Below are 13,000 nucleotides of genomic sequence, written 5' to 3'. Positions count from 1 at the left end.
CATTGCAAAGCCATTTCCGGTTTTACATAACATTTTATCAGATAAAAACACGCATTTCAATCAATTGCACAACTCGCAACGCCATTGCAGTGACACCTTGCAGCGTGTTCGCAACCATTCCGCCCATCAAATGACACATCAGACAAAACAAATTTTCTAAAATGCTATAGAATTGCACGGAATTTTATACAGCCCGCCAAACAACATGAGGGGGGATCTTACGTTGAAAGAGATAGGGTCTATGACTGTAAGAGATAATCTCCACGAGAGAAAGAGATAATCCCTATAGGGGGTAAAGTCCTATCTCTTTCTCTGTAAAGTGCCATTCCTTTCACCCATAAACCCTATCTCTTTCACCATAAGATCCCCACCCCCACTCACAGTCCCCAAACGCCGCAGAAAGCGGTCCCTGAGCCTGTCGCGCTCGAGCTCTGCTCGCTTGGCTTGTCCAAGAAGGGCCAAACCCACAATATATGTTAATTTTCGTAAAGTGCAAGGAATGTGCACTACACGATGATATCTTTGCAATTGTAAAGGATTCCGGAAACCCATACAATTACAACAATCACATTATTAATAATAAAAACTATTTAAAATGAAAACAATAAGCAACAAGTACATGGCAGAAATGACCATGAAAGAGATGGTAAACGTGAATGGTGGTGAGAAAAAAGAGTATCTCTCATTGTCATGGAGTGGGACTGATAACGAACTTGTCTACGCAGCTGAAGCATTATGCAATGGAGTCAAGATACTTGCCAACGGATGTATTTGGATTTATAATCAATTCCAGGACTAATTCCACCAGTATGGTTTCTTTGATTGCATAAGAATACGACAAGAAGCCATACTAGAAGATCATGTTAGCGTATAGTTCTTATTGGATTATACGCTATTCTGCAAAATATAATCCCATTCCGCATGACGTAGAATGGGATTATATTATACAAAAAAACTATTAATAACGCCAAAACTTCATCCACAAAAAACTTGGCATCGAACCTAGCTCGAATACCAAGTTCAATGCCAAGATCTTTTTATGGCTATAGTCTTAATCAAACCATGAAGCTATCTCGATAGCAGCATGGCCTATTCCCTGCCAAATACTGCCACCACAGCCTTGATCCATACAAGCCTGAGCCCATCTTCTATGCTTCTCCTCTTTAGATTCACCACCATTCACGTTTACCATCTCTTTCATGGTCATTTCTGCCATGTACTTGTTGTAATTCTTCATTTTAAAATAGTTATTAAGTTTGACATTAGTTATTGTAATCAGTCCTAGAACTTCTTACATATGCAAAAGTACGGGTACTCAGTGCACAATCATTTCACTTTACATTTTTTAACCTCACTTTCTTCAAAATAAATGTATATCATAGCATATAAAAGAAATCTTCTAAAGAAATCTGCCACAAGAACAATTACTTCACCCATACCTCTGGCTATCACAACAAAAAAAAGGAGGCTACAACAAAGATGCTGTGAGCCTCCTCTTCATTTTCAGAATACAGGATTGGTATGATCTATACCTGGGGTTTACCGTCACTGTTCAATGCCTTCCAGAGATCCTTTGCAATTTTCCAAAGAGCTTCCGTGACAGGACTTCCTCCCTCAACACTCCGCATTTCTGCTGATGTCATTTCTACGAATAATTCCTTTTTCATTTTCAAATCAATTTAGTTCAACAATATAACTTTTTTCATGCAATCCGTTTATTAACAGCTTGCGATAGCGAAGGTAGAATTATTCCGTGCAACCTAATTGCACTTTACAAACATTAACAAAAGAAGGCCGCTATTTCTATAGCGACCTTCTTCCTATCATGATATTCTCTATTACTTACTCGTAGAATCCAGTGTAGCGCTGGCCCGAGATACGATACTTCAAGCCATTAGGATCGTCATTGAATACGATATCGAATACAATACTATCGTTAGGCATTCCGTGGAGGTTCTTGGCAGCACCCTCCAGCACCTTGCCGTCAGTAACAACAGCCGTACCAGATCCTTTTACGTCGTAATCGCGCTCATCAGCACTAAATGTACGAGCCAAATAGTTGACATCAACCTTCATTTTAAACGCCCAGAACTTCCCGTTGTCATCAAGCCACATCTTGTCAACAGCATTATCTGAAGTGTTATAGGTCATGATGGTGATGGTGCCCAGACCATAGGGATCTCCATACAAGACATTACCATTCTCGTCAACTGCATCGACGACAACATTCCAACGTCCAGCCATCTTCTCCACGTTTGTTCCACCAGGTTCCTCATCGGTCTCAGTGTCACAACTGACAAAACCGAAAGAAATGGCGATGGCCATGAATGCGAATGAAATATATTTTCTCATATTCTTTCTATTATTTTAATGTTAAAATCACATTGAAGTCCATATTTGCATAAACCACGCAGTAAGAGATTGTATTGGTGGCAGGGTTGAACTTACCGTCCTTGAAGGCATCATAGGCATCACCCCATCCAACAACATTTCCACCTCCTGCCAAACTTACGGTATTATCGGCATTGACCTTCAAGAAGCCCTTCATGGAATAATTTGCTCCATATCCGGCACGCTGCTCATAGTAACCGCCCAGAAGGTCTTCTACCCAATACAGTCCGTTTCCATCTGTCAGCACCTCAATATTGAAACCTGACCAATTGACAATCGCACCAGCTGCAGTCTTACGGAAAGATCCGTCAGACACGGCACCTGTCAAAGGCTTGCCAACATATACGGTACGGGTTGCAGAAGCAGAAAAACCGTCACTATTAGTTGCTGAATAAACAACAGTATAAGGTCCAATCTTGGATGTGTTAACTGGATTATCAACAACGACCTTATCTGATGCATCCTCACCGGCAAGTTCTGCAGTACATCCCGCATCAGTATATGTTGTATTCGCATCTACATATACGACAGCATCACCATTAACCTTCAGCGAAATGTAATTGGTTACCCTTGTATCCGTATGCTGGTCTGAATCATCGCACGACATAAGACCTAAGGAAGCCGTGAAGAACAGCAGTCCATATAAAAATATCTTTTTCATATTGCTTTTCTGATTAAAATATTATTTCACATCCCAGAATACCTTATCGGTAATCTGACGGGCTGTTGCAGGCGTATTTACATTATATTTACGAGAGTTGCTTGAATAAGGCATACTCATAGCAATATTGTTACCTCCCTTTTTGTTTACAGCAGGACAAATCAGGTCGCCAGGTGTATAAAGAGCGGGATTTGCTTTGATCTGAGCAGCAGAAGCAGTAGAGAGAGCAGGAACATCGGTACGACGAATCTCTGACCAAGCCTCCATGTGATCATGCATAAACAGAGCGGTCCACTTCTGCATATAAACGAGTTTCAGTTTATCTGCAGCATTGTCCCAACTACCAGCAGCAGCCAGGAAACCTTCTGCACCACTGACACCACGCAGAGCGAAATCTGCCTCGACGCCAGCCTCATAAGCTGCCTTAGCAGCAGAAGCATTGTTATTGAAACGCATCTGAGCCTCGGCAATCAAGAACTGCAGTTCACTCTGGGTGAAAAGATAAATTGGCATATCATGAGCGACATCGTAGTTAATCGTGCTCACATCCTTATTCTTATAAGAGGTCCCAACAATTCCAGGATCCTGCTTTGATCCAGGGAACTGACCAACGAATGTGTTGTCACTCGTACGTGCCTTGATCGCATAGGATAGGCGCGGGTCAGCCATGCTCTTCATATAACTGACAATAGGATAGGCAGCACAGTGATTGTTGGTCAGACTGAATACCGACTGACACCAAGGATTATACTGCCCCTCTTCATCTCGGAACACATCCCATGCCACATTACCTGTGAAGAAATTATTGGCAGCCAAAAGTGCAGTCACCTTTGCGGTATACTCACTCTGACCACCATCGATCAGACGGAGATACATACGCAGACGAAGTGCATTTGCATATCCTTTCCACTGACTCAAGTTCTTATTGAGCATCGGATCAGTCATTGTCATAACATCACCGTTGAGTGCAGCCTCGGCAGCATCAAGCTCTGCCAACACACCCTCATAAACGGTCTTACCATCATCATACTTTGGTGATGAATTGGCACCACCCTGCAGAGCCTCAGAGTATGGAGTCTCACTGGTATTGTCTACCAACAGCTGGAAAGCCTGAGTGCGCATGACCTGGCATGCAAACAGATTGGCAGTATTGGTTGTCTTCGTCTTGATATCCTCAATATCCATCAAAGCACCAGCATAGATATTGTTGTAGCAACGATTAAACACATCCTTAGACTCATCAATATTCAGCTCGGCTATATCATTATACTGGTTAGCCTCAGGCATCTGCTCGAAGTACTGAGCAAAGAAACCACCATAGTTGAACATCTGGTCACCAGAGGCATCAGCAATAGCACTGATTACTGCCGGGAATTGCAGCTCTGGGGTGATATCGGCACCCGTAGGGTAGTTCGGGTCTTGGTTGATGTCCAGATCACAACTGGAAAGCATCATCAAGCTCGCAGCAGCTAATAAATATATCTTTTTCATACTGTAATTACCTTTCTTTTAGAATTTAACGTTGACGTTGAAACCAAACTTACGAGAGCTCGGGTTTGAACTGTACTCACCGAAGTTACCCTCCAAGTCGTTACCGAATGAAGAAGCCTCAGGATCGATAAACGTGTTGCTTGAAGGCGTCCACATCAGCAGGTTGTTACCAAAGATAGAGAAACGTACGCCAGTCAACGGTGTCTTAGCAAGCCACTTAGAAGGAACATTCCAACCAAAGACTACCTGACGCAACTTAACGTATGACTTGCTGATAAGAGAAGCAGAACCCATAGCTGCAGCGCCGTTGTCCCAATAGTTATAAAGTGTTGTACCATAGAGAGCAATGGTATTCTCTGAATAAGTACCATCACCATTATCTATAACAGAATTAGGAACAATGAACGGATTACGGTCATTGTAGGTTGTCTGCATAGCATTACCAGTAAAGTATGTGATGTCTTGCGTACGAGAGAACATGAGACCACCCTGGCGGATATCGAAATCGAATGACAGTGTAAAGTCCTTATATCTCAAAGAGTTTCCGATACCCATCATATAATCATAATTGATGGATCCGATCTTCACCAACTTATCGGAATTCTGAGGCAGGCCGTTCTTATCGACGATAATCTTACCCTCGCCGTTTGTCTTTGCGACATATGCCTCGAACACACCCATCTCATCGCCTTCAATAGCGTAGAGTCCGGTACCACCGCTGAAGCCATAGATAGAGGCACGACCATTCATTTCCTCTGGCAACTTGATGACCTTGTTGTTGTTCTTGGTGTAGTTCCAAGTGAGGCTCCACTCAAAGTCCTTTGTGCGGACAGGAACCACTGTAACGAGCAACTCTACACCACGGTTACGGATCTTACCAAGGTTCACGTTCTGTGCAGTGTATCCAGAAGCAGCATCTGTACTCAACCGCGTAATCTGCTTGTCTGAGTTACGATTATAATAGGTAGCATCAACAGAGATACGGTTCTTGAAGAATGCCAACTGGACACCGACCTCAGTCTCCGTGGTCATCTCAGGACTCAGCGTATTGCTACCCAAGACATTACCCACAGTATACGCATTTGTACTAGTCTTAGTGAATGGGAACTTGCTTTCAGCCCAACCAGAAGAGTCGAAGTTACCCTGGATGTAGTATGGATCGGTCATATAAACACTAGCATCATTACCTGTCTTACCCCAAGCAAGACGAAGCTTGCCGAATGACAACCATGGTGTCTTCTCCTTCAGCAGTTCCGAGAACAGGTAGCTGACAGTCACACCAGGATAGAAGAACGAACGGTTCTCCTTCGGCAGAGTAGACGACCAGTCGTTACGTGCTGTCAATGTCAAATACAGCTGATTCTTCCAAGCCACCTCAGCCTGTGCATAAACACCGTAGAGACGACGTTTCCACTGATACTCTTCGACTGTAGGAATCCCCGCAGAGTTCGTAATATTATAATAGGTAGGAATCGTGAGATTAGTTGTCTCAGTAAACATATGTGAATACTGGCGCTCATTACCGTTGAAACCAACCACAGCATTGATATTGAAATCGTTAATAGGCATATCGAATGTCAACATCACATCCTGGTTGATCTCACGACGACGGGTAGTTTTCCTTGATGTCTTACCGGTCTGTTTGTTATGAAATTCAGACTCCCAGTTAGGTGTATTGGGGAAAAGAGATTCATAGTTGGGAATACCAATATGGTGATGAGCTGTCGAGGTATCCAATCCGACACGATAGGTCAACTTGAACCATTTCAAGAAATCGTAGTCCATCTGGAACTTACCATAGAAACGCTCACTCTCATTCTCATTCAAATGATTGTTGAGGATATAGTAGGGGTTCATCACGCTATAAGGCGTATAGTAGTAACCCGGCGTATTGAATGGATTATCCAAATCCTTCAGTTCAACAATAGCGATATCACGCGGAGTCTGCATGATAGAATTATACATATTCTCGAAGCCCTGACCTGTCTGCACGAAGTTGTTCTTCTGATAAGCATAATTCAATGAAGAACTGAAAGTCAAAGCCTTAACCTTGTGAGTTCCACGAGCTGAGAACGTGTACTTCTGGTAGCTATCAGCATCAGTAGGAATGATACCATCATCCTTGATCTGTGAGAAAGATACGAAGTAATCGCTCTTATCGGTAGCACCGTTGAACGACAAGCTATTAGAATAACGGAAACCTGTGTCGAAGAAGTCTTCCATATTATTCTCAATAGGCAGATAAGACTTAATCTGCTGAGAGTTGTTGTACACAGTACCGTATTTCAGTGTAGAGCCATCAAAACGAGGACCCCATGAGCCGTTCTCATCATCGGTCTTATCACCGTTCCAACCCATACCGAACTCGTTCTGCATCTGCGGCAGACGCATCACCTGCTCCCACTGCAGACCACCGTTATATTCAATACCAAGGCCTTTCTCCTGCTTTTTACCACTCTTAGTAGTAATCAAGATCACACCATTGGCAGCACGGCTACCGTAAAGAGCTGTAGCAGCAGCACCTTTCAGAATCGTCATGTTCTCGACATCATCGGGGTTCACAGCATTTGCACCGTTACCAAAGTCATAACCACTATTAAGACCGTCAGTACTGTAAACTGCAGAGTTGTTCATAGGAACTCCATCGATCACATAAAGCGGCTGGTTAGTTCCACTCAAAGAACTGATACCACGAATGATAACCGAGTTAGAAGAACCTGGGTCACTAGCAGATGAACTAATCTGGACACCAGCAACCTTACCCTGCAAGCTCGACATGATGTCTGCAGTACGAGCTGCAGCGATCTTATCACCATCCACTGCAGTGGCCGAATAACCCAGTGCCTTAGCAGAGCGCTTGATACCCATAGCGGTAACAACCACGTCCTGCAGCACCTGAGAATCAGATGCCAAGAACACACGCATGCCGTTCTTCGCAGCCACCGTCTTACTCTGATAACCCAGATAAGAAATGGTGAGCTGGTTCTTACCCTCAGGCAAGGTCAGCGAGAAGCGACCGTTCACGTCAGTCAACATACCAGTACTTGTACCATCAACCTTGACTGCCGCACCGATGATCGGCTGACCGTCTTCCTGTGAGAGTACTGTACCAGAAACCTTTGTTTGAGCCAGCATACTTCCTGCACAGAGGAAGAAACCGACCAAAAACATCGTTAGTCTTTCTTTCATAAATTCTCTCTCTTTTGTTGTTAATTAATATAATAATAATGTGGAATTACGTATCTTTTGGTATTTCTCCAAGGCGGTATTCGTTTCCGTCAGAGGCTTTTCCCATGCTTTAAGATGCAAAATTAATGCATAAGTTTCTAAAAAACGAATAATTTTATAAAAAAGATACAATTTAAATTCAAAAATTAACGCATTTCGCGATTTCGCTTGATTTACGTCAATACGAAAGGTAAAAAGACATTTATTATTCAATCCGTCACTTTTTCCCCGCTTCTACTTAAAGAATCGAATAGATTGTTTATAAGGTGTCGCCATAAAAAAAGTACGGCCTCCGCAAAAACGGAAGCCGTACTTGGATTTATTTGTTAAAAATGGATTAACATCATTTCACCAGCACCACGAGATACTTGCTCGTCGACCAGAACGACTGCGGATCGGTGATACGGAGCACGTACTGTTTGTTGGCATCCTGTTGCAAGGTGTATGAGCTTGACGGGTGAGATGTCATCATCTTGGCCGACTTACTGTACAACTTGATTTCCTTGTCGATGCGGATGTCGATCTTCGTGAAGTAGTCCTTGTTGAAGTTCGACTGCAGTACCCGACCGTCAACAAGTATCTTCTGTTCCTTCAGTTCATCCTTCGTGCCGAAGACGAACCAGGCGGTGTTCAACTGCTTGTCCTGCATACTGATAGTCTGAGCCTTCTGAGAGGTTTCTTCCTTCAACGAACTGACATTATCGTTCAGGTCGGCCACACGCTCATCGAGTTCTGCGATATGAATATCCTTCTTGTCGAGCTCCTCGCGCAAAGCCTGGAGCTGCTGTTCCTTGACCTCCAACTGCTCTGTCAGGTTATCAATGATCTTCTTCAGCTGTCCTCCCTTAACAGTACTCTCACGCACCTGCTGCTTCAGTTTATTGATCAGTTCCTTATTCTGCTTCATCACCGACTGAATGAACTGGAAGTTCTCCTTGATGCGCTGTGTGGTGTTTGTACCCTCACCCTGCTTGGCAAGTGTCACTCGATTCTGAGCCTCGGTTATCTCACGGAAACCCTCCTCGATATCACTGAGGGTCGTCATCATGTCATTGATCTCGTTATCCTTCTGAGCAATGATCTGGTTCAACGAGTCGCGCTGCTGCTGAGCGGCGAGACTGGCCTTTCTGGCACTCTCCTGATTACAACTTGTAATGGCCAATGCGCTGATGGCTAAGATAAATAGTTTTTTCATAATTATTGAGTTTTGGAATTCAGTTCTTTTTGATTACAACCTGCCAGGATGATGACAATCTCACCCTTCGGCTCCTTTTCCTTAAAATGAGCGACCACTTCACTCAGCGTTCCGCGAACACTCTCCTCATGTACCTTTGATATCTCCCGGCAGACACTCACCTGGCGCTCGGCACCATACACCTCGGCAAACTGCTCCAGTGTTTTCACCAAACGGTAGGGTGACTCGTAGAAGATCATCGTACGCTCCTCGCCCTTCAGCGACTCCAACTTAGTCTTACGCCCCTTCTTCTGCGGCAGGAATCCCTCAAAGGCAAAACGGTCGCATGGCAGACCACTCGACACCAGGGCTGGCACAAAGGCCGTGGCTCCTGGCAGGCACTGCACCTCGACACCGGCTCTTACCGCCTCACGAACGAGAAAGAAACCAGGATCGCTGATGCCCGGTGTACCGGCATCACTGATCAGCGCCACATTCTCACCCCCCAGCAGACGACCGACGATGGCTGCCGACGTGCCATGCTCATTAAACTTATGATGCGACAGGAGGGAGTTATGGATATCATAATGCTTCAGCAGGATGCCCGAGGTCCGGGTATCTTCCGCCAGCACGAGGTCAACTTCCCTCAAAATACGGACGGCACGGAATGTCATGTCCTCCATATTGCCTACTGGGGTGGGAACGATATACAATATGCCCATAACGGGGACAAATATAATTCAATTTATCAGAATAGACAAAAAAAGCGGTGAAATCTTTGCAATTTTTAAAATGATTTGGTAATTTTGCCAACATTATGACAGAAATTATGATTGGAGAGGCACATCGCCCAGGAAGGATCGAAGTGGTGTGCGGCTCAATGTTCTCGGGCAAGACGGAAGAACTGATCCGTCGCCTTCGCCGTGCTAAGTTCGCCCGACAGAAGGTGGAGATCTTCAAACCGGCCATCGATGTAAGATATTCCGAAGAGGAGGTCGTCAGCCACGACCAGTCGCATATCCCTTCCACCCCCATCGACTCCTCGGCGAGCATTCTGTTGCTCTCGTCCGACTGCGACGTGGTCGGTATCGACGAGGCACAGTTTTTCGACATGGGTCTTCCCGACGTGTGCAACGAACTGGCCAACCGGGGCGTGCGTGTCATCGTGGCCGGCCTCGATATGGACTATAAAGGCATTCCCTTCGGACCGATGCCTGCCCTCTGCGCCATCGCCGACGACGTGACCAAGGTGCACGCCATCTGTGTGCGCTGCGGAAATCTTGCCTACGTGAGCCATCGTACTGTAGAAGGATCCCAACGCGTGCTCCTTGGTGAGACGCAGGAATACGAGCCGCTCTGCAGGGAGTGTTATCAGAAAGCAATACAAGAAGAGAAATGAGAGAAAAAACCATTACCCTCGACCGTCTTGTACGTTGGATCGGAGGCGGTCTGCTGGTAGTCGTTGTACTGCTGTTCATCGATTACCTCAGTAGTGTATTACTGCCCTTCGTCGTGGCCTGGCTTTTCGCCTACCTCTTGTATCCCATGGTGAAGTTCGTGCAATACCGTCTCCATGTACCAGGACGGGCCTTGAGTATCTTGGTGTCTATGATTGTGGTCATCGCAGTCATCTCAGGCATCATCTACCTGATCATTCCACCGATGATCGAGCAGTTCCAGAAGCTAGGATCTCTGGCTTCCGACTATATCCAGAAGTCAGCCAACATCAGGGATATACCGGGAGCTATCCAACAGTGGATACAGAACAACCAGCGCGACATCGAGCGGTTCTTCCGTAGCGGTACCTTCACAGAGAGCATCAAGACCGTTATGCCCGGACTTTTCACCGTTCTCGGTGAGACCGCGAGTATCATCATCAGTATCATCGCCTCGTTTATCACCTTATTATATATGTTCTTCATCCTGCTCGACTACGAATACTTGACCAACAACTGGATCAAGATCTTCCCGAAGAAGAACAGGCCCTTCTGGCAAGAGCTGATGAACGGCGTTGAGCGCGAACTTAACAACTATATCCGCGGACAGGGGCTTGTTGCCCTGATCATGGGCGTACTCTTCTGTATCGGGTTCACCATCATCGACTTCCCCATGGCCATCGGTCTCGGCATTTTAATTGGCATCATGGACCTCGTGCCCTATCTGCATACGCTGGCCCTGATACCGACCGTTCTGCTTGCCCTGCTGAAATCGGCCGATACCGGTCAGAACTTCTGGTTCATCCTCGCCACGGCCCTGGCTGTCTTCATTGTCGTCCAACTCATCTGCGACCTGATCGTCACACCGAAAATCATGGGTAAGGCCATGCGCCTCAACCCCGCCATCCTACTGCTTAGTCTCTCGGTATGGGGTGCCTTGCTCGGTTTTATCGGTCTTATTATCGCGCTACCGCTCACCACCCTGCTCATCACCTACTACCAGCAATACGTCACGAAAGAGAAGGAAAATGATCTGGTAGAAGAAAAATCCTCCGAATAAATTTGGCAGATTAAAAAAAACATCGTACCTTTGCACGCGATTTTGAAAAAAATCACCCATAAGAGGTCGACTCGTTAGCTCAGTTGGTAGAGCACAACACTTTTAATGTTGGGGTCTTGGGTTCGAGCCCCAAACGAGTCACAAGAAGAAAGAGGTCTCCCGACTTCTTTCTTCTTTTTTAACATTATTTAATTAGAATGATCGTACTCTATTACAAATATCTTCATATATTTGCATAATCAATCTTTAACACAAACTAACAATTACGATTATGAAGACAAATAAAGCAAAGCACGATGCATACGAGAAACCTGCAATGCGGGTTATCCAAATGAGAGAGAACCTGCAATTACTAGCAGTTAGCAGTATTGACGGAGCAGAGGATGACTAAACAACAAGAACAAAAGTAAGGGGTACAAACCGAATGGGCAGCACCCCTTGTCTTTTTTAACTATACCAGATGGATGTCTCCATCTCTGGCGCATACCTGTCTACTTGCCGGGAATCATTCTTCACCTTTTCCTCGTTTTGTTCGTTCTTAGTCGACATAAGCACATACTAACAATTACGATTATGAAAACAAATAAAGCAAAGCACGATGCATACAAGAAACCTGCAATGCGGGTTATCCCAATGAGAGAGAACCTGCAATTATTAGCACTTAGCGATTACTGGTCAGAACCACTTGACTAAACAACAAAAGTAAGGGGTGCGAACCGAATGGGCAGCACCCCTTGTCTTTTTTAACTATACCAGATGGATGTCTCCATCTCTGGCGCATACCTGTCTACTTGCCGGGAATCATTCTTCACCTTTTCCTCGTTTTGTTCGTTCTTAGTCGACATAAGCACATACAATTAAATAGTTAGCTCACGGCAAATATAGGAATTATTCCGGAAGAATATCCTCAGCAAACGCCTTTTAATACTTATTTAACATTTAGTTCTTCTTCTTCGAAGAGAACACGAGGGGTGTTGTCTCACGGAGATATGTCGTTGTTTTCCCATCCTCATAGACAGCACCGACAAGTAACTGCATCTCCATAATGGTCTTCTGATAGTCGTATGCTCCAAACGAATAAGGGGAGTTCACATAGAAAGCCACACTTACCTTGTGTTCCGCTCCACCGTAGTTCAGCGTATAATTCAGGGTCATCGGGTTGACAAGGAACTGTATCGGGGAGTTGCTGATAAATCCATAATAGCACGTCAAGGTCTGAGGATCTGCCTTTGCAAGCGCTTCCTTCATGTTTGTATTAGTAACTACGTCTGCTATCAATTTAGCAGGGAACTTGTCGACAGTGATAGTACTGTCATTGATGACCGACCATGTGGTGGCCACTGAGTCAACGCCATTCTGTGAGGTTGCCGCGTTTTTCACGGAGAAGACCAGATGACCGGTATAGTTTCCTTTAATCATCTGATAGCACTGGGCTACTTGTTCCTTGGTTAGAGGTACGATTTTCTCATTATCATCATCGTCATTGATACATGAGGTGACACACAAAGCGGTCAGACCGCAAAAAAGAACACTTAAAAATTTCGTTGCTTTCATTTCTA

The 13,000-nt window shown here is 45.0% G+C and carries 11 protein-coding genes and 1 tRNA gene; 4 read left to right on the top strand and 8 right to left on the bottom strand.

What is annotated here, in order from left to right; all coding sequences use genetic code 11:
* Positions 1–619 precede the first annotated feature (619 nt).
* Positions 620–799, top strand: a complete 180-nt coding sequence (locus BLU99_RS09230; RefSeq protein ID WP_144006124.1) for a hypothetical protein — start codon at positions 620–622, stop codon at positions 797–799.
* Between the two features lie 252 nt (positions 800–1,051).
* Here BLU99_RS09230 and BLU99_RS09225 read toward each other — a convergent pair whose 3' ends face one another.
* From BLU99_RS09225 to rsmI, 7 genes are all read right to left on the bottom strand, one after another.
* Positions 1,052–1,237: a hypothetical protein gene (locus tag BLU99_RS09225; protein ID WP_091901343.1), complete on the bottom strand. Its 186-nt coding sequence runs from the start codon at positions 1,235–1,237 to the stop codon at positions 1,052–1,054.
* Positions 1,238–1,842: 605 nt separating this feature from the next.
* Complete coding sequence (locus BLU99_RS09220; RefSeq protein ID WP_091901341.1) at positions 1,843–2,352, bottom strand: lipid-binding protein; 510 nt, start codon at positions 2,350–2,352, stop codon at positions 1,843–1,845.
* Positions 2,353–2,362: 10 nt separating this feature from the next.
* Positions 2,363–3,052, bottom strand: a complete 690-nt coding sequence (locus BLU99_RS09215; protein WP_091901339.1) for a BT_2262 family domain-containing protein — start codon at positions 3,050–3,052, stop codon at positions 2,363–2,365.
* Between the two features lie 21 nt (positions 3,053–3,073).
* On the bottom strand, positions 3,074–4,543 hold the full coding sequence (locus BLU99_RS09210) for a SusD/RagB family nutrient-binding outer membrane lipoprotein (RefSeq protein ID WP_091901337.1): 1,470 nt from the start codon (positions 4,541–4,543) through the stop codon (positions 3,074–3,076).
* An 18-nt stretch (positions 4,544–4,561) separates the two neighbouring features.
* Positions 4,562–7,732: a SusC/RagA family TonB-linked outer membrane protein gene (locus BLU99_RS09205; RefSeq protein ID WP_091901335.1), complete on the bottom strand. Its 3,171-nt coding sequence runs from the start codon at positions 7,730–7,732 to the stop codon at positions 4,562–4,564.
* A gap of 382 nt (positions 7,733–8,114) precedes the next feature.
* A complete protein-coding gene (locus BLU99_RS09200) occupies positions 8,115–8,966 on the bottom strand; it encodes a Cbp1 family collagen-binding glycoprotein adhesin (protein ID WP_091901333.1) in 852 nt (283 codons plus the stop codon).
* A gap of 2 nt (positions 8,967–8,968) precedes the next feature.
* Positions 8,969–9,667: a 16S rRNA (cytidine(1402)-2'-O)-methyltransferase gene (rsmI, locus tag BLU99_RS09195; RefSeq protein ID WP_091901331.1), complete on the bottom strand. Its 699-nt coding sequence runs from the start codon at positions 9,665–9,667 to the stop codon at positions 8,969–8,971.
* 95 nt (positions 9,668–9,762) lie between these two features.
* Here rsmI and BLU99_RS09190 point away from each other — a divergent pair, with 95 nt between their 5' ends.
* The 3 genes from BLU99_RS09190 to BLU99_RS09180 all read left to right on the top strand — a co-directional run bounded on the left by BLU99_RS09190 (position 9,763) and on the right by BLU99_RS09180 (position 11,582).
* Positions 9,763–10,344, top strand: coding sequence for a thymidine kinase (locus tag BLU99_RS09190; protein WP_091901330.1), 582 nt, complete (start codon positions 9,763–9,765; stop codon positions 10,342–10,344).
* Entirely contained in the window at positions 10,341–11,441 is a 1,101-nt protein-coding gene (locus BLU99_RS09185; RefSeq protein ID WP_091901328.1) for an AI-2E family transporter, read from the top strand. The genes BLU99_RS09190 and BLU99_RS09185 overlap by 4 nt, the downstream gene beginning before the upstream one ends.
* 68 nt (positions 11,442–11,509) lie before the next feature.
* Positions 11,510–11,582 (top strand) — tRNA-Lys (locus BLU99_RS09180).
* A gap of 798 nt (positions 11,583–12,380) precedes the next feature.
* Here BLU99_RS09180 and BLU99_RS09175 read toward each other — a convergent pair.
* Complete coding sequence (locus BLU99_RS09175; protein ID WP_091901325.1) at positions 12,381–12,995, bottom strand: DUF4840 domain-containing protein; 615 nt, start codon at positions 12,993–12,995, stop codon at positions 12,381–12,383.
* Positions 12,996–13,000: the final 5 nt, after the last annotated feature.

Origin of the sequence: Prevotella sp. lc2012 (assembly GCF_900107065.1) — a bacterium.
Taxonomy (GTDB): Bacteria; Bacteroidota; Bacteroidia; order Bacteroidales; family Bacteroidaceae; genus Prevotella.
This window is presented reverse-complemented; position numbering and strand designations above follow the sequence as displayed.

Bases quoted from the DNA above. Each gene is read 5' to 3' on its own strand.
- rsmI (WP_091901331.1), bottom strand. From the start codon at position 9,667: ATGGGCATATTGTATATCGTTCCCACCCCAGTAGGCAATATGGAGGAC.
- BLU99_RS09175 (WP_091901325.1), bottom strand. From the start codon at position 12,995: ATGAAAGCAACGAAATTTTTAAGTGTTCTTTTTTGCGGTCTGACCGCT.
- BLU99_RS09220 (WP_091901341.1), bottom strand. From the start codon at position 2,352: ATGAGAAAATATATTTCATTCGCATTCATGGCCATCGCCATTTCTTTC.
- BLU99_RS09215 (WP_091901339.1), bottom strand. From the start codon at position 3,052: ATGAAAAAGATATTTTTATATGGACTGCTGTTCTTCACGGCTTCCTTA.
- BLU99_RS09200 (WP_091901333.1), bottom strand. From the start codon at position 8,966: ATGAAAAAACTATTTATCTTAGCCATCAGCGCATTGGCCATTACAAGT.
- BLU99_RS09190 (WP_091901330.1), top strand. From the start codon at position 9,763: ATGACAGAAATTATGATTGGAGAGGCACATCGCCCAGGAAGGATCGAA.
- BLU99_RS09225 (WP_091901343.1), bottom strand. From the start codon at position 1,237: ATGAAGAATTACAACAAGTACATGGCAGAAATGACCATGAAAGAGATG.
- BLU99_RS09230 (WP_144006124.1), top strand. From the start codon at position 620: ATGGCAGAAATGACCATGAAAGAGATGGTAAACGTGAATGGTGGTGAG.
- BLU99_RS09210 (WP_091901337.1), bottom strand. From the start codon at position 4,543: ATGAAAAAGATATATTTATTAGCTGCTGCGAGCTTGATGATGCTTTCC.
- BLU99_RS09205 (WP_091901335.1), bottom strand. From the start codon at position 7,732: ATGAAAGAAAGACTAACGATGTTTTTGGTCGGTTTCTTCCTCTGTGCA.
- BLU99_RS09185 (WP_091901328.1), top strand. From the start codon at position 10,341: ATGAGAGAAAAAACCATTACCCTCGACCGTCTTGTACGTTGGATCGGA.